Raw genomic sequence first — 21,550 nt, forward strand, 5'->3', positions numbered from 1 at the left:
GGCCAAAAGCACGCCGGGATGACGGGGGTATGCCGACACCGCGGCGTCAACCTCGATAACCGTTGCCGGGATGACGAGTCCGCGCAGGGCCCCTGACATACGCGAAAGCCCCGCACCCGAGCACTGCTCAGATGCGGGGCCGATGCGAAAACTATTGCGGCTAAACGCTGTCGCCCGCCTGCACCCGCGGCTTGGGCGCACGCATCCGGCGCAGCTGCGAGGCGCGCACGAACGAGTACCACCCGAGCGACATGGGCGATTCGGTGGCATCCGGGAACCGCTCCCGCACCCGCCGGTTCACGATCCGCCCGAGCAGGAAGCCCTCGGCGACCATGAACACCATCATCACCAGCATCGCCATCGTCACGTACGCCTGTAGCACCGGCGATAGGAACATGGTGAGAATCAACACCAGCGCCAGCGGCATGAACAGTCCGAGCAGATTGCGCCGCGCGTCGACCACATCGCGGACATAGCCCTTGACCGGTCCGCGGTCGCGCGGCAGCAGGAACTGCTCCTCACCGGCGAGCATGCGCGCCCGGCGGTCGGCATTGTCGGCCTTGCGCTGCGCGGCGGCGACCTTGCGATCCTCCTTGCTGCCGCGCGTGGCCTTGCGGCGGGCACGCGCTTCCTTGGAGGTCATCGGCGCGGGCGCGACCGGCCCGCGACGCCGGCCCTCGGCATCGCGACGCTTCGGGGTCGGACGCCCTTTACCGAGGGTCACGGTCTGATCGACGGCCGCACCATTGGTAGTGGTGGTGTCGTCGGTGTTGCTGGACTCGCCGCGGCGCAGGAACTTCACGCCGACCAGGCTATTCGATCGCGCCCGCGCGTGGACAACGTGGTCCGTTTCAGATGGCGTCGGTCACCGACCGAATGGCGAATAATCTCGGCCGGGTCAACCGGCATCGCGGCCACATCCCCCGGTCATGACGGGCATAGACCCGTTCAGACCCCGCAATCGCCGGTGTGCGCAGCGCCCACGACCAGCGGTGACGAGCACCTCGAACACGGTCTCGGGGCAGCAATCGCCGAGCGGCGCGCGGGGAGGCGGTATCCAGAACCGAGGTCCCGCGTAGGATATGGAATAAGCCGCCGGGGAAGCGGCGTTGACAGCTGTCGAGCCGTGCGCTGTTCACGGATTGAACACAGGTCCCATAGGAGAGTTCATGACTGCGAACGAGACCACCACTACTCACGGTGCGACTCTGACCGACGCCGCCGCCCTCAAGGCGAAGGCGCTGCTCGACCAGGAAGGCCGCGATGACCTCGCGCTGCGCATCGCTGTGCAGCCGGGTGGTTGTGCCGGCCTGCGCTACCAGCTCTTTTTCGATGATCGCTCCCTCGATGGCGACCTGGTCGTCGAGTTCGGCGGCGTCAAGCTCGCGGTCGATCGCATGAGCGCCCCCTACATCCAGGGTGCCTCGATCGACTTCGTCGACACCATCGAGAAGCAGGGCTTCACCATCGACAACCCGAACGCCACCGGCTCCTGCGCCTGCGGCGACAGCTTCAACTGAGGTAGACCGACCAGCGCGGAACCTTCGACAGGTTCCGCGCTGTCTCATGTCCGCGCCGGACCAGGACAAGAGGGACTCAGCCCCACGGCCTCCCTCCGCCATACTCACCCAGGCATCCGCCTGTTCTCGCCCTCGCCCTCCCGGCGTGACCTACCCCGTCATCCCGGCGTGACCTACCCCCGTCATCCTGGCCTGACCCACCCCCGTCACCCCGGACCTGACTCACCCCCGTCATTCCGGCGTGCTTTTGGCCGGAATCCACCGCTGATAGCCAACGGGTCTCGGCCAAATGCCCGCCCGGGATAACACCCCACATGCAGCACTCGACCGCCCAACCCTGGAGCAGTCCGTCTCGGACAGTGTAGTTTTAGTGTGCGCGGCCACTTTTCGGCCGCTCCCCACCGCCGCCCCGCGTCTGTCGTCACAGCGCAAACCACCACCGAAGGATTCCGCACGTGACCATCGCCGTGTCCGCCTCCATCGCGACCGATCACCTCATGCGCTTCCCGGGCAAGTTCTCCGATGTGCTGTTGGCCGACCAGTTGCAGCAGGTGTCGTTGAGCTTCCTCGTCGACGACCTGGTCATGCGCCGCGGCGGTGTCGCGGGCAATATCACCTATGCGATGGGTCTACTGGGTCGCACCCCGCTGCTGGTCGGCGCGGTCGGCGCCGATTTCGCCGAGTACCGGCAGTGGCTGGAATCCCATGGCGTGGACTGTTCCGCCGTAAAGGTCTCCAGCACAGCGCATACCGCACGCTTCGTCTGCACCACCGATGAGGCGATGGCGCAGATCGCGTCCTTCTACCCGGGTGCCATGAGCGAGGCCCGCGAAATCTCCATCGGCGACCTGGCGCAGTCGCACGATCTCGATCTCGACCTCGTCCTGGTCGGCGCGAACGATCCCGACGCCATGCTGCTGCACACCGAGCAGGCGCGCGCCGCCGGTATCCCCTTCGCCGCCGATCCCTCCCAGCAGCTGGCCCGCCTCGACGGCGAGCAGGCGCTGCGCCTGATCGACGGTGCCGCATACCTTTTCACCAATGAGTACGAGTGGGGCCTGCTGGTGCAGAAGACCGGCCTCACCGCCGCGGAGATCGGCGAGCGCGTCGGCATTCGCGTCACCACGCTCGGCGCGAAGGGCGCGCTGATCGTCGACAAGGACGGCACCGAACTCCATGTCGATGTGGTCCCCGATACCTCCCGGGTCGATCCCACCGGCGTCGGCGACGGCTTCCGCGCGGGCTTCCTCACCGCCCACACCGGCGGGCTGAGCCTGGAGCGTTCGGCGCAGCTGGGTTCGCTCATTGCCGTGCTCATCCTGGAAACCGTTGGCACCCAGGAATGGACCCTCGATCACGATGTGGCGCTGAAACGTCTGCGCGCCGCCTACGGTTCGGAGGCCGCGGCGGAAATCGAACAGATTCTTCGCTGACACCTCCCTGACCCCCGCTGGACTTCTCGGTCCCGCACACTGATCCGAGTGATCAACGTGCGGGGCCTTTCGCCGTGTGCTCGATCACCGGCCCCAGTGCCGCGCCCGGAGAGATCGCCGCGAAAACCTGCCCCGTTCTTCCGGCGAGTTTCGCGCCGACCTTTCTCGACGCGGCACTAGCTTGATCTTCGCGATCAACGACGATCGCGCTCCTACCCGAGGGATTGAGGACAGTGTTTGCGTCAACTGGCGCCACGCCGTCATGCGTGCGAATCGGAATTGTGGATCTGATTTCGCAGCGACCGGAGAGTATGACGCGGCGGGTATTCGCGGAGGCGGTACTCGGCGCGGCGGCGCGACTGGGGGTGCGCGCCACGGGCTTCGGGGGCGAAGCGCTGCCGCAGCAGGACACCGGGTGGGGTGCGATTCTCCCTGACCCCCGGCTGGGCAACCAGACGAGCACAACCATCGCGGATCCTCCGGAAAGCGCCCGCGCGGGCGCAAGTGCCGTGGGCAGTCCGGACAGCAACCACGCAGGCGCAAGCACTACGAGCCGCCCGAAACACAACTACGCGGGCGCAGGCTTCGCAAGCCACCCGCACAACCCCGTGGGCGCAACCACCACGAGTCATCCCGAACCCGACTCCGCAGGCGCAAGCTCAGCGCGCCATCCGGAACAAAGCAGGAAGGGCTCAGGAGTCGCGGACTTCTCGGTCGCCATCGAGCCGATCGCGATCGCACCGCACCGGTCGGACCGCTCGCTGTCACGCGAGTTCGTGATGTACCTCGAGATGCCGTACACCGACACGGCGCGCATCGACCCCGAATATGACGTGGAGATAAGCGTTTTCGGCATCGACCCGCTCGGACCGGTCGAGGCCGTCGACTGGGCGGCATTGGCCGAGATGGATGCGCTGATCATCAGCGGCAGCGAACCGACCGTGCCCGATATCGCCGACGAACCGTGCCTCGCGATCATCGACCGCATCATGCGCGAATGCTCCGACGCGACCTCACTGCTGTTCTCCTGCCATTCCGCCCATGCCGCACTGCATTTGGAGTACGGGCTGCGTCGGCACCGACTGCCGCGACGGGAGCACGGGGTATTCGACCACTGGGTGCACACGCCCGCGCTGTACGCCGATGACTACGGCCGGGCCGAGGAGTACGACCTCACCGAACCGCATGTCATGCACGGCCCGTATCCGACCGAGGACACCGCCCACACCCTGGTCTCCGGACTCAGCACCCCCGTCCGCGTACCCCATTCCCGCTGGAACGTCATGACTTCCGCCGACCTCCGCGCCGCCGACGTCACCGTCCTGCTCGATTCCGCCGACGCCGAATGGCATCTCGCCACCGGCCCCGACGGCCTGCGCCGCGTCTTCATCCAGGGCCACCCGGAATACCTGTCCGACACCATGGCCCGTGAATACCGCCGCGATCTGCGCCGGTGGCTCACCGACGCTCGGCGTCCGTTCCCCGATATCCCGCAGCGCTACTTCTCCCGCGATACCGAGGACCGACTGCTCGACCAGGCGGTCGGCCTGCGCACCAGCTTCGATCCGGCACTGCTCGACGACTTCCCGCTGCCGTCGGACTACACCGAGGTGTCCGCGGATTGGTCCGCGGATTCGACGCTGTTCTTCGCCAATTGGATTCGCGCCATCGCCGACGCCCGACCCGGCGCGCCTGCCGAAATGGTGTCGAATCCGGCCGATGATTTTCGGTACGCCCACCCGTCTACCCAATAGACATCGCGGAAGGAGCGACCATGACCGACCCGAAAACCCACACGCTCGAGGTGCCCGGCGCCACCCTCACCTATGATGTGCGCGAGGCCGAGGCGTCCGATAAGCCGATCCTGTTGCTGATCGGATCCCCCATGGACGCTGGGGGTTTCGGCACCCTGTCCGGGCATTTCAGCGATCGCACAGTGGTCACCTACGACCCGCGCGGGGTGGAGCGCAGCATCCGGACCGATAAGGCGCGCGAATCGACACCCGAGCTGCACGCCGAAGACCTCAGCCGCCTCATCACCGAAATCGGCGGACCGGTCGATATCTTCGCCAGCAGCGGCGGCGCGGTCAATGGCCTCGCCCTGGTAACCGCGCACCCCGAACAGGTCCGCACCCTGGTCGCACACGAACCCCCCGCCGCGCAAAACCTCCCCGACCGGGAGAACGCCCTCGCAGCGGTCATGGATATCCGAGAGACCTACGAGCGCGACGGTATCGGCCCGGGCATGGCGAAGTTCATCGCCATCGTCTCCCATAAAGGCGAGATCCCCGCCGACTTCTTCACGAACCAGCCGCCCGCCGACCCCGCCACCTTCGGCCTGCCCACCGAAGACGACGGCAACCGCGATGACGTACTGCTCGCCCAGAACCTCGTCACCTGCACCCACTACAACCTCGACTTCAACGCCCTGCGCGCGGCACCGACCCGCATTGTCGTGGGCATCGGCGTCGAAGCGGAAGGCGAACTGGCCCGCCGCTCGGCCGAAGCCGTCGCCGAACGCCTCGGCCTGCAGCCGGTAGTATTCCCCGGCGGCCATGACGGCTTCCTCGGCGGCGAGTACGGCATGACCGGCGACCCGGACGCTTTCGCAGCGAAACTGCACGAGGTCCTCGACGACTAGGCGGCAAGCCAAGAGCAGCGCCGGGTAACCCCTTCGCTATTCCGGGCTGGCCAAGAGCACCAGCGACGAACCCCCTCATCGTTCCGGCTGGCCAAGAACACCGGCCGCTGAGCCCCTCGTCATTCCGGCGTGCTTTTGGCCGGAATCCACGCCCGAAGGTCCGAGCCTCCGTGTGGATCACGGCTACGACGCGAGCCGGGATGACCGGGCCTTCGGTCACGCAACGTGCGGTACTTCCGACCGCACTCCAATCCGCCTGAAGGACATCGCGTCGAACACACGTGGTTCTGGCGAGCCACCACTCCCACGACCTGGACAAACGATCACTACGAACAGGTGGCGGCGATGCGCGAGAGCATCCCGCCACCGGTTCATCGTCCATACCTGGCACCTCGCATAAGGATCGGCTGGTAGGAGTCGGTGTTTACACCCCACCGTCGCGCCCTAGGGTGTGGTGTATGGCATCCGACCGTTTGTACTTCCGTCAACTGCTCGCCGGGCGAGATTGGGCCGTGGGCGACCCGATCGCCACCCAGATGCGCAATTTCGCGTACCTGATCGGCGATCGCGATTCCGGCGAGTGCGTGGTCGTCGATCCGGCGTACGCGGCGAGCGATCTGGTGGAGATCGCCGAGGCCGACGGCATGCGGTTGAGCGGTGTACTGGCCACCCATCACCATCCCGATCATGTCGGCGGCACCATGCTCGGTTTCACGCTGCGCGGGGTCAAGGAACTCTTGGAGAACGTCGATGTGCCGGTGCACGTCAACAAGGAGGAGCTGTCGTGGGTCGCGCAGGTCACCGATATCGCGCCGAGTGAGCTGACCGGACACGAGCACGGCGACAAGGTGGCGGTCGGCGGCTTCGAGATCGAACTGCTGCACACCCCCGGGCATACGCCGGGCAGCCAGTGCTTCCTGTTCGAGGACCGCCTCATCGCGGGCGACACCCTCTTCGTGGACGGTTGCGGCCGCACCGATTTCCCGGGTGGCGATTCCGAGGCGATGTTCCACAGCCTCCGGTATCTCGCCGGCCTGAAAGGTGATCCGGTGGTGTACCCCGGCCACTGGTATTCCGAGGAGCCCAGCGCGACCCTGTCCACCGTCCGCGACAAGAACTACGTCATGCGCCCGAAGACCCTGGACGAGTGGCAGATGTTCATGCCCGGCTGATCACGGCACCCACAGCAGTTGCCGTTCGGCATCGTAGATTTCGTACCCGAGCCCCCGGGTCGCGGTCTCCAACACGCGCCGAATAACCGCCGCCGCACTGTCAACCGCCATACTCCGGGTTCTTCGCCGGTCGAAACTGTCGGCCGGAGTGACACGCACGGCATTCCCCGCCGCTTCGATATGCAGCACGGCATGCCGATGGATCACCGGCAGTTCGTCATTCCACATCCGCAGCACATGAACGACGAACAGCATATTGGCGGTGACCGGAATGCCCTGCTGCGCACGCACATACGAGGGCACATCCCCCGCCGCCGCGACAACCCCCTCCGGCAGCACCACGTATTCATAACTCACCCCTTCCAACGTACGTGCCGATGCCGAGCAGGTCGCGGCCCGGATTTCGCGAAAAGCCCACCCCGAGGCCCCACATCCGCTAGTTTGCGAAACGCTTTCGTTTCACAACTTGGGTTGGGGGTCGCTCCACCTCGGCGCGTCCACAACCCGTCGGGGAAGGACCCAGTAACTATGCGTAAAACCCTGTGGCTCAACGGCGCAGCCCTCGCCGCCGCGGCAGTCCTGGCCACGGCCGCACCGGCACAGGCCACCGCCACCGGCATTATCGGCTCCGACGGCACCTTCCAGGTCGGCGTGGATATCAAGCCCGGCGTCTACACCACGACCACCGCGGTCAAGGCGTGCGCGTGGGCGCGGCTGAACGCGAAGACACCGGAGCTGAGCGCCATGCTCGAAACCGGCGGCGCGCTGAACGGCAAGGCGACAGTGGAGATCAAGTCCGGTGACGTCGCGTTCTACACCGTGGGCTGCGGGACGTGGAAACTGAAGACCACCACCGAGTTTCCGACCGGGTCGAGTGGATTCCCGACCGGATCGGCGTCGAATACGACCGGGTCGGCTACCTCCGCCGAACAGGGCTAGCGTTCGCCTCCAGAATGACTGAAGCTCGCCGCCATCATGGCTGAGCCTCGTCATCCAGACAGAGACGCCCCCGTCATCCCGGCATGCTTTTGGCCGGGATCCACACCCCACTCATGAGCTGAGTCTGGTGGACTCCAGCCAACACTCCCCGGAATGACGGAAAGCTCCCGCAACGACCTGACCGGTCACACATCGCGACGTCGACCGAGATGTGTGACCGCTCAGTCCGATTCAGCGCTCAGGCCAGCGTCCGCATCCATCCGTGGCTATCCGCGAAGGTGCCCCGCTGAATTCCGGTGAGCGTCTCCCGCAATGCCATGGTGACCTCGCCGGGCTGCCCGTCGCCAATGGTGAACTCACCCTCGGCCGACTGCACCGTCCCGACCGGAATAACCACGGCCGCGGTCCCGCACCCGAAAACCTCAGTGATCGCACCGGATTCGACGCCGGTGCGCCATTCCGCCACGGAGATCTTGCGCTCTTCGACCTTGTATCCCGAATCGGCGGCGAGGGTGATCAGTGAGTCGCGGGTAATCCCCGGCAGCAGCGATCCGGACAGCTCCGGCGTCACGAGCCGCGCATCCGACCCACTGCCGAACACGAAGAACAGGTTGTTGGTCCCCATCTCCTCGACGTACGTGCGCTCGCAGGCGTCCAGCCACACCACCTGATCGCACCCCTGCGCCGCGGCCTCCTGCTGCGCCAACAGCGAGGCAGCGTAGTTCCCCGCCACCTTCGCCTCCCCGGTTCCACCCGGCGCGGCCCGCACGAACTCCGTGGACAGCCACACCCGCACCGGCTGCAACCCACCCGCGAAGTACGCGCCCGCAGGCGACCCGAGCAGCAGGTACTTGTACCCATCGGCGGGCTTCACACCCAGCCCCGCCTCGGTGGCGAACATGAACGGCCGCAAATACAGCGACTCCTCACCCCCTGCGGGCGGCACCCACTCCCCATCCACCGCGAGCAGCTGCCGAATCGACTCGATGAACAACTCCTCCGGCAGTTGCGCCATAGCCATCCGCTTGGCCGACCGCTGGAACCGCGCCGCATTGGCATCCACCCGGAAGGTAGCGATACTCCCGTCGGCCTGCCGGTACGCCTTCAACCCCTCGAAGATCGCCTGCCCGTAGTGGAACACCATGGTCGACGGATCCATCGACAGGGGGCTGTACGGCAGTACCTCCGCATTGACCCATTCGCCACCGACATAGTCGATCGACACCATGTGATCGCTGAAAAACCGTCCGAAACCAGGTGCCGCGAGAATCTCCTGTCGCCGCTCCGCCGAGGTCGGGGCCGGGTGCGGGGTACGGGTGAATTGCGCGGCAACAGTCATAACCCGGAGTTTAATTCGCCGGTTCGGAGCTGGTGGCTGCCACCCACCCCACTCTGTCGAATCGGCTGCGCGGAGTACATCCGCCACATAGCCAACTCGTCGTCATGGCCGCTCAATCGCCGGACAGCTTCCTCTAGCGACCGCTCCTGGGTGAGCTCGTAGAACAAATACAGCGCGGCGAACAGACTGGCGTGCCCGTACGGCGAGTCGGTCGGCGCGATGTAGTGGTTGGCACCGCTATCGAGGAATGCCCGGGCAAGTTCCGCATTGCCGGTATCGCATCCGAGCGACAGCACGGCACTGCCCTGGAATCGAAGATGCTGACGCACTTCTGCGGGCCCCAGCTTGCCATTGAACGGCTGCTGCGCGGCCAACTCGCCACCGAGTTCCGGCAGCACGATCGAATCGTCCACACCGTGGCAGCACACGATCACATACGGGGCCACGGGCCGCTCACCACCGAGCACCGCAACCAGGTGCCGTGGCTGACCGATCGCCACATAGTTGACCTGAATACCGAACTGTTCCAGGGCATTACGCAGCGGCAGCGCCGTGGAGTCCTCGATGTCGATGAGATCCACTGTGGTCCAAGCCAACCGACCCTGACTGACCTCGTCTATACGCGACACGATCATGAGTCTCGCGGATACCTGAAGCGACAGACAAATCCGTGAGCGGTCGCACGTCGACCCGGTCCGCGAAGATCCGCATACGTCCGGCGATGTGCGACCGCTCAGCCCGGTTGATCAGGCGGTATTCGGCGCAACGAACGGCGGCTTCACGACCTCACACCGCAGCCGACGACCACGCACATCGACCTCGACCTCGGCACCCGGTTCGATTCCGGCGGCGGTGTCGAGGAGGGCGAGCGCGATACCGACCTTGAGGGTGGGCGAGAAGGTCCCGGAGGTGGTCTCCCCCACCTGCTCGTCACCCCGCATCACAGCCTGCCCCTGCCGCAACACACCACGATCAAGCGCCTTCAGCCCCAACAGAATCCGCCGCGGCCCCTCGGCCTTCTCCTTGACGAGAGCGTCCTTGCCCCAGAACTCGGGCTTCTTCCAACCGACCGCCCAACCGGTGCGCGCCTGAAGCGGGGAGATTTCCACCGACAGCTCATGCCCGTGCAACGGGTAACCCATCTCGGTGCGCAGGGTGTCACGCGCGCCGAGTCCAGCGGCCTGACCACCGGCGGCCTGCACCTGCGCGACCAGGGCGCGGAACACCGCCTCGGCATCAGCCCAACGCGGGAGCAGCTCATACCCGTGCTCACCCGTGTAGCCGGTACGGCACACCCGAACCGGCCGCCCATCCCACTCAGCATCGGTGTAGGCCATGTACTCCATGTCCGTAGGCAGCCCGAGCGCCGTCAGCACCTCAGCCGACTTCGGCCCCTGCACGGCGAACACCGCATACTCACGATGCTCATCGGCAATGCTCAGCCCCTCCGGCGCGACCTTCTGCAACTCAGCGACCACGGCCGCGGTATTAGCGGCATTGGGCACGAGGAAGATCTCGTCATCAGAGACGTAGTAGGCAATCAGGTCATCGATCACGCCACCATCAGGCGTGCAGCACAGCGTGTACTGCGCCTTACCGGGCCGAATCCGACCGAGGTCGTTACTCAGCGCCGAGTTCACGAAGGCAGCCGCCCCGGAGCCCTTGATGGTCGCCTTACCCAGGTGGCTGACGTCGAAGAGGCCGACAGCAGTCCGAACAGCAGTGTGCTCCCCCACGGTCCCCGCATAAGAAACCGGCATCTCCCACCCCCCGAACGGTGCGAAGGTAGCGCCGAGCTCGACATGAACGGCGTGGATAGGTCCCTGCAGCAGCTTCTCGTCGGTCACCAGTGCAGCTTATCGGCCCGAGGTCGACCTCCGGCTCAGCGGAACCAAAACCGCCCGACCAGCGTCGATAGTGATGACAGTTCGCTATCGAGCCGTTCAGATTTCGCTGAACATCCGTTCCACCTCGGTAATCGATTGCGTCAGCGATTCCGGATCGGACCGCAGCCCGGCCACGATCTGGTCCACCTTCCGCAGCCCAGCGCGGGCAAGCATCCGCTTCTCATTCAAAACCCACTCCCCGCGTCCCGCCAGAATGGCGTGCGCCGTATATATCGCGGCTGTGGCAATGGCTCCCGCGACTTCGGTGACTTGGTTGCGCGGGGCACAAGCGCTCTTGGCGTACTCGAGGGTCATACTCGCTCGTTCGCGCCATTGCCGCGGAGCCGACTCTCGCAGCGGCTCAGGAAAGCTCGGGCTTGGCAGCTCACCGCGCAGCACCTTGTTCACAGCCAGCTCGGCGACGACAAGATAACTAGGGATGCCCGCCAAATGAAACATCAACGGCTCCCAATGGAACCGCCCCGCCTCAGCCTCCGCCAGCTCATGCTCGACGACATCGAGATCGCGGTAGAGCAGATCGACCTTGCGACCGTCGATGCTCAACCACGCACCACCGTTGAAGACCCCCGCGCCCCACTCACCGACGCCGAAAACCTGCCCTTCCCAGCCAATCGCCCGCAGATCGGCGGGATCGAAATCACCGCGGTAGTAGACACCGAAGTCCCAGTCGCTATCCGGCGCATGGGTCCCCTGAGCGCGGGAACCACCGAGCGCGACCGCTTCCACCGCAGGCAGCACAGCGAGCTGGTCGGCGACGTACTCCTGAAATTCTTCGTCGGCATACTTCATGACATCGATTGATACTGCGGAGAGCCCTCCGAGTCCCGCTGACGCGCCGAGCCCACCGATGTAACCGTCGATCCGAGGTACGAAACCAGCCGCCCCTCGTCCAAAACATCGATCCGATGCCCCTTAGCCCGCAACTCCACCACCCGGCGCGCCTTGGTCGTAGTGAACATCCCAGCGTCATCCCCCGAAAACCCGTCCCCGACAACCAAACAGGTAGTCCGCCGAGTCACATTCTTCGCAGGCACAGCCCCGCAGGCGGCAATCGCATCCCACGCCTGCTGCCGACTCATCCCCGCGAGATCCCCCGTGAACACCACGATCTGCCCATACAGCGGATGCCCCGGATCAGTCCCGAAAACCTCCGGCATAACCAATTCCTCGCGCCCGAAGTAGGCCCGCCGCTCCCGAGGCACAGCCGCTTCCCGCTTCGCCCGCCGAGGCGCCCGCCCAACCCGCATCTCCCCCATCCGCTCGAGCTCCGCCAACGACCCCACCCCGGCCCGCCGTGCCAAAGCCACCACAATGTCCGCCGCCGCCTGAGCATCGGCAGCGGCATTGTGATGCGAAATCAACTCGACACCCAACGCCTCCGCTACATGCGGCAACCGGTAGCTATCGAGATCGAGGTGTCGCCGAGCCAGCGCCAAGCTGCAGCTGAACTCCCAACTGGGAGAATCGATCCCGCTGAGCCCGCAAGCCTCCCGAACAGCTCCACTATCGAACCCGGCATTATGCGCAACCAAAGGAAGATCCGCGACAACCTCCACCACCCCCGGCCACCGCTCCGCGAACTCCGGCTCATAGGCAACCATGTGCGCCGAGATCCCGTGCACCCGAACATTGTGGTACGCAAAGAAATCCACGGAGGCAGGCGGACGACACAACCAGGACCGCGTAGCCACCCGCACGCCGTCCAGCACCACCGAAATCCCCACAGCGCAAATACTCCCCCGCGAGGCATTCGCGGTCTCGACATCGATAGCGGCGAACGACAGTCCCGCCATACTCACCGCACCATCAATGGCAACGGCTGGGCGGAGGGCTCACCCTGCTCAACCACTACCCCTTCACGTCCGACCACCCGGTATCCACCGACCGACGAAGCCACCGCACCACTCCACCCCGGCTCGAACACCCACGCCCCCGATAGCTGCGAAATCCCCTTGTACTGATCAATATTCGCATTCCAGACAACGAACCGTTCGTCAACCTTATTCAGTACAAACACGAGTTCGAGAACAGCTTGCGCTGGGGTGCTCATCACGCTCCGGTGTGTGTTCGCGGACGGCCTGCACGGGACACCGTAGACCATGGGCCCGACAGCCAACCGCTATTCGACGATGGCGCGCCTGGGCTCCACCAGTGCACCCTGACGGCGGCTGCCGAAGAACTCTGGCGTCGGACGGCGCAGCCAAGATCCGTTGGCATCGTTGGAGACTGACGTCGCGGTGCGCGTGGCCGGCCGCTAGAAGTGTCCAGTGAACCCACGACAATCCCTGCGGGCTCAGGCCGCACGGCGGGCGGAAGATCGGGACGAGCGGCATTACCTTGCGGGTAATCGACGCTCGTGACCCCCTCGTGCATTGTGGCCGATATGAACAACATCGCGGCAAACCCCACCCGCGTCCTCGTCGAGGAGCTGCTCCGTCGAATCGGCGCGGGTGCCCCGGACACTGTCGCCGCCCTCTACGCCCCCGTCAGCGACTGGAAGCTGAATTGGCCCGAACATGAGCACGGCCGCGCCGCAACGCCGTGGATTCGGCACCGCTCTACGCGCGCCGACGCGGCCGAGCACTATCGCGAGATCGTCCGCTGCCACGTGCCCGAGGAGGTCGGCACCGTGATCGAACACATTCTGGTCGACGGCCCAGACGCGGTGGTGCTGGGGGAAATCCGCCAAACAGCCCGATCCACCGGCCACGCCTACCGATCCCGATTCGCCCTGCACCTCACTGTCGACAACGGCCTCATCACCCGCCATCACGTCTACGAAGACAGCCTCGCGGTCGCCCAGGCATTCGACCCACCGGCAACCGAGCATGATCGAAGCGACTCGAGCACACGACGATTCCGCTGATCACTCGGATCGCGCCGACGCAGGCCCGGGCGGCCCGAGTTCCCAACTCGCGAACACACCCCTCATGGCTCCCCTTTATGTCAAGACATGGCTGCCACGTTGCGCAAGGCTTCGGCGAATCGGGTTCCGGTACCGTCGAGGACGCGATAACGTCGGTATGAGCAGGGGATTGCGTGGATCTGGAACTGGTCGGCACGAATGGGTCGTGGGCGTTCGGGGCTGACGCGATCCGGATGCAGTATCTCCCGAAGCGACCCGCACACAAGCTGCTTCGTCGACTCGGCGAGCTGGTAGTCCCGGAGCGGGCGTTGGCAGGAGTGACATTCAACGCGGGCCGCAAGGAGGGTGTACTGCGCCTCAAGCTCCGCCCTGGAGCGTGCCCGTTCACCGACGCCGCTGCCGGGCAGCTGCCGGAGAAGGCCGAACCGTACCGGCTCGTGGTCGCCCGCGACAAACAGGAGCTGGCAGGGTACTACGCCGGCTACTTGCGAGACAGGATCGCCCTCAATCCGGATGCCGATCGCCCATCGCCCGAGTACCTCGTGTTCGGGCCGCCCCCTCCATTGACCTTCGAGGGTGAAGACGGACACGTGTCCTTCGACGGCAGGACAATCACGTTCGGCCGGAGCGAGAGCGGCAAGCCTGATAAGACCTTCGACCTGGTCGCCTTGGAAGGGGTGGACTGGACCTTCTCGGGGTGGGGAACCAGCTCCCTACGGGTGCGGCGGCGCGACTCTCGTTCCACCACAATGATCTTCGGCGAATGGACCCAAGACATCGACACAACGCTGCCGTTCGCGGCCGCCGTCCGTGTCGAGTTGGCCAGGCTCCGCGCCGCCGAGCCCGCCCCGCAGGGATCCACCGCCACACCGGCCATAGCCGGGGAGCCATTGGTGACCGCCGAGAACATCCTCACCACGCTGCGGAGCCTCGGCGAACTGCGCGACGCCGGCGTACTGTCCGAGGACGAGTTCCAGCGCAAGAAGACCGAACTGCTCGGCAGGCTGTAGCTGCCTGGTATCCCGGCCGGACAAACGAATGACCGCGTACGCCCGTCCTGGACTCACCGGTAGGGCAGCAGGCGGGACGCGCCGGCGATCGAATACAGGTGGCACCGGAGGTCTCTGTGCCCGATGCCACCTACCGCCTGCCATTGAATCGGTGCCCAGCGTGCCTATGCCGACGAACAGCAGCTATGCCGACGGCGGCGCGAACAACGTCCAAGCCGGAATTCTGGATGCATACACCCCACGTTCCGGATCGTGTCGTAGACGAGTGCGCTGCAACATCAATCGGAGATGACGGCTGGGATCGTCGTCGACCGACCCGGAGTCGAGGATGTATGCCTGATCAGCTCCGTCATGGTGCTTTTCCAAGGCATCGGTGTGGTGGCCGAAGACGCGGGTTCCGTACTCAATATCAGTACGCGTTCGGTCGGTGAGCCAGCGGTGCAACCGCATCAAGAGCTCGCTGGATTCCCCGGTCGCGAAGTCGCCACCGTCGGCGGCGGCCCTGAGTTCCTGCCCGATTCGACGTTCGTCCCAGACGCGGCCGTCGCCGACGATGTGCAGCTGCGATCGTGCCCGGGTAATGGCGACATTCCACAGGTTGGGCTGCTTATCGATCCAATCGATCGATCCTCTCGGCATATCGGGCGTTGCGACGAGAGAGAAGATCATCACGTCTCGTTCGCCACCCTGAAACGTGTGCACGGTACCGACTTTGATGCGATCGTCCCCGCCCACCAGCTCCTCGATGGCCTGCGCTTGAGGTCTGAACGGTGTCACGACGCCGATAGTCGTGGTGTCCGAGAGCTCTCCGGATTCGAACAGAACGCCGATCAGTTCCACAACCGCCCGCACCTCATCGGCGTTGTGCCACGATCCTTTGCGGGCTCGTTCGGCGGCGCCGAGTACGTCATGCCATCTCAGCGCTACACCATCACCGCCAGGCCGTGCCCGCACATCCGTCATCACGGTCAGACGTCCGTTGTAGAACAGTCGGTTGGCGACCTCCGCGATCCGTGGATGGCATCGAAAGTGTTCGTCAAGCAGCATGCTGTCGCCATAAGCGCGGGCGGCCGCGTGGAACGCCGAGTGCCGCGGATACGACATGTCGTGGCGGTCCAGCCAGGTCGCCGAGATTTGCGCGATGTGCTGAGCGGCGGCGTCACCTTGCGCGTCGACGAGCGCAATATGGTTGAGCTGCATGGGGTCACCGATGATCAGGGCTCGTCTGGCTCGAAACAGCAGCGGCAGGACGGCCGGTATCGAGCACTGGCTCGCCTCGTCGATCACCACCAGGTCGAACAAGCCTGGTTTCGGTGGGAAGGCGCGAGCCGACAGAGCGGTGACCGCCCAGGCCCGCGCGCCGCGCAGTGCGGCGGTCTTGGGACCCCAATCGCTGCTGTCGGGCCGGTGGTTCAGTAGCGCATCCAATTGACGACGTCCCGCACTGGCGGCGGCGCGGACGGATGTGTCCAGCAACGTCATCGACGCAGATTGCACTGCCGCTTCGGCAGCATCCATCACCTCAACCAGTTGATGGTCAGCCGATCGCGCATCGTTCTCGTTCTGAGCTGCTCGCCAATCGATTTCCGCTGCGGCAAGCTCGAGCAGTGAGGTGGACTGAGCGAGCGTCGCCGCTGCGCCGACGGGAACCCCCAATCGGCGCAGCAATCGCCGGGAACGCCATGCTGCGATTAATGGAATACGGTTGACAGCTTTGGCTTTCCGGACTACCCAGGCTGGATCGTGGGCCCGGAACAATGCGAGAATCTGCCCGTCGTCCAGCGACAGCCGTTCCCCGTGCGCGCTGCGCCGTTGGGCCGAGTCCAGCAACCGGAGCTCAATGTCCGCTACGCGGGCCAGTGTCACTCGATGGTCGTCGCGTGCCGCTAGCGCGGCATCGATATTCAATAGCGCGGTCTGCAAGTTCGTCCGCGGCGACTCCAGCCGTGTCAGATTAGTCAGCCCGGTCTGAGTTTCCCTCTGAGCCTCACGATTACCGGTCCGGACAACGGTGCCCGGCAAGAGTCCCTCGCAGCGTTGCCACACCTCGTCCACGGCTTTGTTGTTCGTGGAAGCGACCAGCACCGTCTGCTCGTTGGCGATTGCGGTCGCCACGAGGTTCGCCACCAGCTGGCTCTTCCCCGTGCCCGGTGGTCCGGTGGCGACGGTGAGTGGCTGGACCATCGCAGACCGGATCACCGCTTCCTGAGATTCGTTGCAGTGCAGTGGAGTCACCAACCGGACCGACGAGATGTCACCGTTGGCGCCAGGACGGCTCGCATGATCGGGTGCGAGCGCGGCAAGCGCCGTCGAGGCGATCTCGGGCACCCGGCCGGCAATCTCGACGAGGTCTTTGAGCAGCTGCTTGTTCGGGCCGGATTCGACGGATGGCATACGGAACAGCACCGCGACATTGCGCGCGCCGTCGTTGGAGGTATCCACGTCTATGGAAGGCTTGAGGTCATCCGGTTCCGGGTCGTCGACCGATCCGATCTCAAAATCGTTGCGGAGCAACTGCATCAGGTCGTAACCCATCCGAGCGTACTCACCGGCATGCCAGGTCGGTTGATAGCTCTGGACGAACGCGGCCGCCTCGTCGGCGGTCATGAACTCCTGGAGAATCGCTGGATGTGGAATTGGCGGTCCAGCAGGGGCTAGCCTGGTCTCCCCTGCGGATTGGACCAGCTCGACCCTACGAATAAGCAACGGTGCGAACGTAGGACGTATGCGATTGCCACGCTGGTTGCGCCGCAGCCGGTTTGTGACGACGACGGCGGGATACCCGGCCCAGAGCTGTTCGTGCGCTCCAGTGACGCCGACGACGAAATCCTTTGCCTCCGGCGGAACCTCCATCGAATGGTCGGAATCCATCGCTCCGACCAGCAGCCGCTCCTTGCCCTGCAAACAGATGTAGGTTTCGTCGATATCGTCAACCGACAACCACGAATCACCCTCGGACTGGAGGCAGTGGCGATAGTAGTCGATCACTTGATCCCATTGTGGTGCACCGGATTTGGTAGGCGCTGGGGCCAACTCGGTACCCGAGACTGGTTCGACGATAGACGCGAGCGCAATCGGCGACAGCGGTGACGTCGCGAGAATCATCCGATCGTCCACTCCGGACGCCGAGATGACCGGGACCTGTCCGGAGTCACTGCGGCGCAGCCTGTCGTTGACGTGCTCGAACAGATCCTTGACAGAAACCTCCCGACGCCCGCGCGCCGCCTCACCTGTACACAGCGCATCCACCAGGACGCCGGTGAACACCGACGGCTCCTCGGCGCCGCGACCCGCGAACGACCGCTCTCCTGCCCGCGAGGACGACACGACATAGACGCCTCGGCTGGCCAATACCGCAGCTGCCTTCGAGCCCGCGGTGGCCGCGGCGACGCCCTTGGACGCCGGTTGAGCATCAGAAGTGCGCATCCCAACCGAAAATCCACCGCTACGGCAGCTGTCGATGATGACGACCTTCTGCGGAGCCAGACATGCTTCCAACAGGTCATTCACGAATCCGGCTCGCACGGCGGTGTGCGCCATCCGGTTCGGATCGCTATTGGTTGCCATGAAATGGAACTCGCCACTGTCGGCGATTGCGCGGTCGCCGTGCCCGGAGAAGTAGAACAGCGTCAGCTCGTCCTCGCGGCTGCCACCGAGGAAGGCCTCAACCTTCTCCCGCATCTGATCCGCCGTGAGATTGATCAGAGATTCCACCTCGAACGCCCCGATACGTCGATCGGACAGCGCTGCCTCCATCAACTCCAGATCCCTGCGCACCGAAGGTAGCGCCGGAAAGTCGGCGTGATCGTAGACCTCGTTGCCGATGAGCAGCGCGCGCTGCCGCGGCAGCCTGCTCACGATTCCTCCGTCTCGGCGGTGCCGGACTTGCCGTCCGCGCTGTCGAAGAACTCCTCGACGATCGCGAGCTGATCCTTCGGATTGCCCTCGATCACCAATGAGCGGCCGTCCAACCGCATTTCCACGCGCCGTTGCCGATTGAGCGCGCACCATTCCCGAACCATCGTCGCCACCAGTCGGAGAGATCCGGCCGATGCCCCCGCTGCCACCAGCAGGACCAGTTCCTCACCGATGCCACCCTTGTGCCCCGCATCCAGCACCGCGGCGGTCTGATGCCGGACCTGCGCGCCTCCCGATTCGAGATGCGCTCGCAACTCCCGGGTCAACCGTTCGGTGACAAGGCTGCCCGATCCGGTCAGCACCGCCACCTGCCATATGTCGTCACCGTTCACTGCGTAGACCCCCTTTGATTCGACCCTCGCAGTTGTCACCGCAGGTTCAGTATGCACAGCAGAGGGCTTGTGGCAGAGAGGAATTCAGCGAATGCCCGAGAAACTACGATCCGCAGCAGGGCGACTAGTCGGTACTTCATCGCAAGGCCACGGACCTGGTCGGGACGATCGAATATAGGTGGTGCCGGAGGAGAATGATTGCCGGATATGAGCGAGCCCACCAGCCCCCAGTGGACTCCGCCCAAGGCGTGTGATCGATGCCGACATCCGGTCTCCGAACGCACAATTTGGGCTCCGGACGAGGTGTGCGACGGCTGGATGCACTGTGGAGATGCACTGTGGAGCCGCCGCCTGCCGATGCTGGCGCGAGTGGCCGCGGCTGACCCGCATTCAATCGTCCGATTAGGCCCAGCCGGAAGAAGATCACGATCCGATTCGCGCGGTAATCTGTCAGCCGCGCATTTCCGATAGCGACGTGCGGCGGACCGGATCGCGGTCATGCGGTGAAGATCGAGGGGGAATCTCTGATGACGCTGACGGCTCCGACAACGCACGGGAGCTCCACAGCCCGCTTACGAATTGCCTTGGCCAGCTTGGGATTCGGATTGCTGGTCGGTGCGGTGGCGTTGGGGCTGTACAGCCTGTTCATCGCGACGACCGTGCCGCTGAGCGATAGTCATCTCCGCAACGGCGGAGTGACGTGGCGGCTAGAAGAGGTCGGGGGCATAGTCGTGGTCGCGGGTGGACTGCTGCTCGTGCTGACCGCCGTCGCGTTCTGGCGTGGCCGCAGATCCACGGGGACCACCGACCCCGAAGGTAAGTTCGAGAACTTCGCCACCGGCACGGTTGTCGTCACCGTGATGGCGTTGGCGTTCATCGCCTTCGACGCCCGCATACCGACCATATTCGCCGACATCCGCAGTGACTACCCGTACTTCTCCCGTCTACCGACCGCCGTGGCGGCGTTCGTGCTCGTCGCCGCTGGCGCTCTGCTCGTACTGGGCCTGCTCCCGAGGATGACGAACGCGGCGCTGGTCGGGTATCGGCCGGTGGCCACAGCGGTGGTGGTGGGACTGGGACTCTCGACCGCCGTCGGGTTCGCCGCGGTCCGCGCGGGCGACGACAGCGTCAACCTCGACCACGCCACCGCCACCGCTGCCGACCCCCTGCCCACTCCCGACCGGCTGGGCCCCGAGCGCTACCGAGTCGTCATACCGCCCACCGAGAAGGACCCCGACCGCTTCATCACTTCGTCCACCCAGGTGGCGCCCAACATTGTCCGCGCCGGAACCGGATTCGTGATCGGAACTCGCGACGGCCTCACCGCCTATGACGGCAACACCGGCCGTGAACGCTGGCACTACCGTCGACTCCCGCGCGACGGCGAACTCCGCCTGCCCTACGCCGCGAATTCGCTTCGCTCCCTCGACAACGGCACAGTCGTACTCGCGGTCTGGCGCGGGATCGGTTACCGCGCCTTCGACGCGATCACCGGTGAGCTCTTGTGGACCGAATCCGAGTTCACCCGCGACAATTCGGCCATCGACTGGTCGACGTCCAGCCATCACCGCAACGGCTCTCTACCGGGCCTGCTGATACTGGCCAGCGAGACCCGGATCGCTCGCTACGACGCCCGCACCGGAACACGCGAGTGGATCAGCGACATCGATGGCGGGGAATGCCCCGGCTTCGACCGCAACAGATGGAACCCGCACAGCGACGACGCGCACACCGCCAACGCCGTCTACCGCCTGCTGCACTGCGAACGCGACGACCAATCGTGGATCCAGATCCAGGCCCTCGACACCGGCACCGGGGCGGCCATCGGCACCCGCGATATCGCACGCGGGCCGCTCGAACACGAAAGAACCTCCAATCCACTCCGCTCCTATCCCGACATGGAGCGACTCGAGAACACCCTGGTCATCGACTGGAAAACCCGGGAATCCGGACCCTGGCACCTACTGGTCGACCACCCGAGCCACCTCGTCACAGCGCCAATCCGACAGCCCGGCACCCCCTTCGGAGCGGACCCGGAAGGATCGGAAGTTGCGGTCGGAACGTACGGCGCTCGCTACGGCGACGGCTACGCGGACGTGATCGCCGCCGACAGCGACACCCTCGTACTGCCGATCCAGGAGATGGACCTCTGGTCTGCGATGCCGAAACGAGTGGTGTTCCTGCGCGACGAGTTGCTGACGGTCCTGCTCGACCCGTCTCGCACGGTCGAAGGACCACAGGTGGGCGCATGGGATCGCACTGACGGTCGCTTCGTCGGGATGCAGCCGATCGGACACGGACGTGAACGCTGCGACTCCATCACACTCCTGCCGGTACCCTCCGCGCTGCTGGCCATTTGCGCCCCACGGGATCCCACACGCTCGGAAACGACGATCATCGGCTATACGCGGTGAGGGTAGAGGCGGGAGTCGGGCCTCGTGGCGAAGATGTATGGCCCTTGTGGTCATGCGCG

At 65.1% G+C, this 21,550-nt stretch carries 19 protein-coding genes and 1 pseudogene; 9 read left to right on the forward strand and 11 right to left on the reverse strand.

Going from position 1 to position 21,550, the window contains the following annotated elements:
• Positions 1-160 precede the first annotated feature (160 nt).
• Positions 161-802: a DUF3043 domain-containing protein gene (locus NU1_RS08050; RefSeq protein WP_067518962.1), complete on the reverse strand. Its 642-nt coding sequence runs from the start codon at positions 800-802 to the stop codon at positions 161-163.
• A 367-nt stretch (positions 803-1,169) separates the two neighbouring features.
• Here NU1_RS08050 and NU1_RS08055 point away from each other — a divergent pair, with 367 nt between their 5' ends.
• The 5 genes from NU1_RS08055 to NU1_RS08075 all read left to right on the forward strand — a co-directional run bounded on the left by NU1_RS08055 (position 1,170) and on the right by NU1_RS08075 (position 6,766).
• A complete protein-coding gene (locus NU1_RS08055) occupies positions 1,170-1,520 on the forward strand; it encodes a HesB/IscA family protein (protein WP_067518963.1) in 351 nt (116 codons plus the stop codon).
• A gap of 455 nt (positions 1,521-1,975) precedes the next feature.
• Positions 1,976-2,953 (forward strand): carbohydrate kinase family protein, encoded by a 978-nt coding sequence (locus tag NU1_RS08060; RefSeq protein ID WP_067518965.1) that lies wholly within the window; start codon positions 1,976-1,978, stop codon positions 2,951-2,953.
• A 266-nt stretch (positions 2,954-3,219) separates the two neighbouring features.
• Positions 3,220-4,707 carry a homoserine O-acetyltransferase/O-succinyltransferase family protein gene (locus NU1_RS08065; RefSeq protein WP_157552040.1) on the forward strand — a complete coding sequence of 496 codons (1,488 nt, stop codon included), beginning with the start codon at positions 3,220-3,222 and terminating at the stop codon, positions 4,705-4,707.
• A gap of 20 nt (positions 4,708-4,727) precedes the next feature.
• Positions 4,728-5,594, forward strand: coding sequence for an alpha/beta fold hydrolase (locus NU1_RS08070; protein WP_067518968.1), 867 nt, complete (start codon positions 4,728-4,730; stop codon positions 5,592-5,594).
• A gap of 458 nt (positions 5,595-6,052) precedes the next feature.
• Positions 6,053-6,766, forward strand: coding sequence for an MBL fold metallo-hydrolase (locus NU1_RS08075; protein ID WP_067518970.1), 714 nt, complete (start codon positions 6,053-6,055; stop codon positions 6,764-6,766).
• On the opposite strand, the gene NU1_RS08080 is transcribed toward NU1_RS08075, so the two are convergent.
• Positions 6,767-7,123 (reverse strand): hypothetical protein, encoded by a 357-nt coding sequence (locus tag NU1_RS08080; protein WP_067518972.1) that lies wholly within the window; start codon positions 7,121-7,123, stop codon positions 6,767-6,769.
• Positions 7,124-7,294: 171 nt separating this feature from the next.
• Here NU1_RS08080 and NU1_RS08085 point away from each other — a divergent pair, with 171 nt between their 5' ends.
• A complete protein-coding gene (locus NU1_RS08085; RefSeq protein WP_067518974.1) occupies positions 7,295-7,705 on the forward strand; it encodes an Rv1352/Rv1906c domain-containing protein in 411 nt (136 codons plus the stop codon).
• A 238-nt stretch (positions 7,706-7,943) separates the two neighbouring features.
• On the opposite strand, the gene NU1_RS08090 is transcribed toward NU1_RS08085, so the two are convergent.
• From NU1_RS08090 to NU1_RS08115, 6 genes are all read right to left on the reverse strand, one after another.
• A complete protein-coding gene (locus NU1_RS08090; RefSeq protein WP_067518976.1) occupies positions 7,944-9,044 on the reverse strand; it encodes a branched-chain amino acid aminotransferase in 1,101 nt (366 codons plus the stop codon).
• A complete protein-coding gene (locus NU1_RS08095) occupies positions 9,041-9,679 on the reverse strand; it encodes a hypothetical protein (protein WP_245719994.1) in 639 nt (212 codons plus the stop codon). Before NU1_RS08095 ends, NU1_RS08090 begins: the two co-directional genes overlap by 4 nt.
• A gap of 111 nt (positions 9,680-9,790) precedes the next feature.
• Entirely contained in the window at positions 9,791-10,891 is a 1,101-nt protein-coding gene (gcvT, locus tag NU1_RS08100; protein WP_067518980.1) for a glycine cleavage system aminomethyltransferase GcvT, read from the reverse strand.
• 96 nt (positions 10,892-10,987) lie between these two features.
• On the reverse strand, positions 10,988-11,740 hold the full coding sequence (locus NU1_RS08105) for a nucleotidyltransferase domain-containing protein (protein WP_067518982.1): 753 nt from the start codon (positions 11,738-11,740) through the stop codon (positions 10,988-10,990).
• The gene (locus NU1_RS08110) at positions 11,737-12,744 is read right to left on the reverse strand and encodes an exonuclease domain-containing protein (RefSeq protein WP_067518984.1); all 1,008 of its coding nucleotides are present in this window, start codon (positions 12,742-12,744) and stop codon (positions 11,737-11,739) included. Before NU1_RS08110 ends, NU1_RS08105 begins: the two co-directional genes overlap by 4 nt.
• Positions 12,745-12,746: 2 nt before the next feature.
• Positions 12,747-13,001 (reverse strand): hypothetical protein, encoded by a 255-nt coding sequence (locus tag NU1_RS08115; protein WP_157552041.1) that lies wholly within the window; start codon positions 12,999-13,001, stop codon positions 12,747-12,749.
• Positions 13,002-13,334: 333 nt separating this feature from the next.
• On the opposite strand from NU1_RS08115, the gene NU1_RS08120 reads away from it, so the two are divergent.
• Together NU1_RS08120 and NU1_RS08125 are read left to right on the forward strand one after the other, a co-directional pair.
• Positions 13,335-13,817, forward strand: a complete 483-nt coding sequence (locus tag NU1_RS08120) for a nuclear transport factor 2 family protein (protein ID WP_067519095.1) — start codon at positions 13,335-13,337, stop codon at positions 13,815-13,817.
• A 173-nt stretch (positions 13,818-13,990) separates the two neighbouring features.
• Positions 13,991-14,827: a DUF4429 domain-containing protein gene (locus NU1_RS08125; RefSeq protein ID WP_067518988.1), complete on the forward strand. Its 837-nt coding sequence runs from the start codon at positions 13,991-13,993 to the stop codon at positions 14,825-14,827.
• Between the two features lie 183 nt (positions 14,828-15,010).
• Here NU1_RS08125 and NU1_RS08130 read toward each other — a convergent pair whose 3' ends face one another.
• The 3 genes and pseudogenes from NU1_RS08130 to NU1_RS42145 form a co-directional block, all read right to left on the reverse strand.
• On the reverse strand, positions 15,011-17,434 hold the full coding sequence (locus tag NU1_RS08130; protein WP_245719995.1) for a DEAD/DEAH box helicase: 2,424 nt from the start codon (positions 17,432-17,434) through the stop codon (positions 15,011-15,013).
• A gap of 567 nt (positions 17,435-18,001) precedes the next feature.
• Positions 18,002-18,685 (reverse strand): annotated as a pseudogene (locus NU1_RS44165) (caspase family protein); the annotation flags it as partial.
• Entirely contained in the window at positions 18,682-19,077 is a 396-nt protein-coding gene (locus NU1_RS42145) for an effector-associated constant component EACC1 (RefSeq protein ID WP_067518992.1), read from the reverse strand. The gene NU1_RS42145 and the pseudogene NU1_RS44165, both read right to left, overlap by 4 nt.
• 584 nt (positions 19,078-19,661) lie before the next feature.
• Between NU1_RS42145 and NU1_RS08140 the strand changes: the two genes are divergently transcribed.
• Positions 19,662-21,491: an outer membrane protein assembly factor BamB family protein gene (locus NU1_RS08140; RefSeq protein WP_169815015.1), complete on the forward strand. Its 1,830-nt coding sequence runs from the start codon at positions 19,662-19,664 to the stop codon at positions 21,489-21,491.
• The last annotated feature ends 59 nt before the right edge of the window (positions 21,492-21,550 follow it).

It is taken from the genome of Nocardia uniformis NBRC 13702 (assembly GCF_001613345.1).
Classification (GTDB): domain Bacteria; phylum Actinomycetota; class Actinomycetes; order Mycobacteriales; family Mycobacteriaceae; genus Nocardia; species Nocardia uniformis.

Coding starts and splice junctions, on each gene's coding strand:
- NU1_RS08055 (WP_067518963.1), top strand. CDS start 1,170: ATGACTGCGAACGAGACCACCACTACTCACGGTGCGACTCTGACCGAC.
- NU1_RS08070 (WP_067518968.1), top strand. CDS start 4,728: ATGACCGACCCGAAAACCCACACGCTCGAGGTGCCCGGCGCCACCCTC.
- NU1_RS08075 (WP_067518970.1), top strand. CDS start 6,053: ATGGCATCCGACCGTTTGTACTTCCGTCAACTGCTCGCCGGGCGAGAT.
- NU1_RS08085 (WP_067518974.1), top strand. CDS start 7,295: ATGCGTAAAACCCTGTGGCTCAACGGCGCAGCCCTCGCCGCCGCGGCA.
- NU1_RS08090 (WP_067518976.1), bottom strand. CDS start 9,044: ATGACTGTTGCCGCGCAATTCACCCGTACCCCGCACCCGGCCCCGACC.
- NU1_RS08095 (WP_245719994.1), bottom strand. CDS start 9,679: ATGATCGTGTCGCGTATAGACGAGGTCAGTCAGGGTCGGTTGGCTTGG.
- NU1_RS08105 (WP_067518982.1), bottom strand. CDS start 11,740: ATGAAGTATGCCGACGAAGAATTTCAGGAGTACGTCGCCGACCAGCTC.
- NU1_RS08110 (WP_067518984.1), bottom strand. CDS start 12,744: ATGGCGGGACTGTCGTTCGCCGCTATCGATGTCGAGACCGCGAATGCC.
- NU1_RS08115 (WP_157552041.1), bottom strand. CDS start 13,001: ATGAGCACCCCAGCGCAAGCTGTTCTCGAACTCGTGTTTGTACTGAAT.
- NU1_RS08120 (WP_067519095.1), top strand. CDS start 13,335: ATGAACAACATCGCGGCAAACCCCACCCGCGTCCTCGTCGAGGAGCTG.
- NU1_RS08130 (WP_245719995.1), bottom strand. CDS start 17,434: ATGACCGCCGACGAGGCGGCCGCGTTCGTCCAGAGCTATCAACCGACC.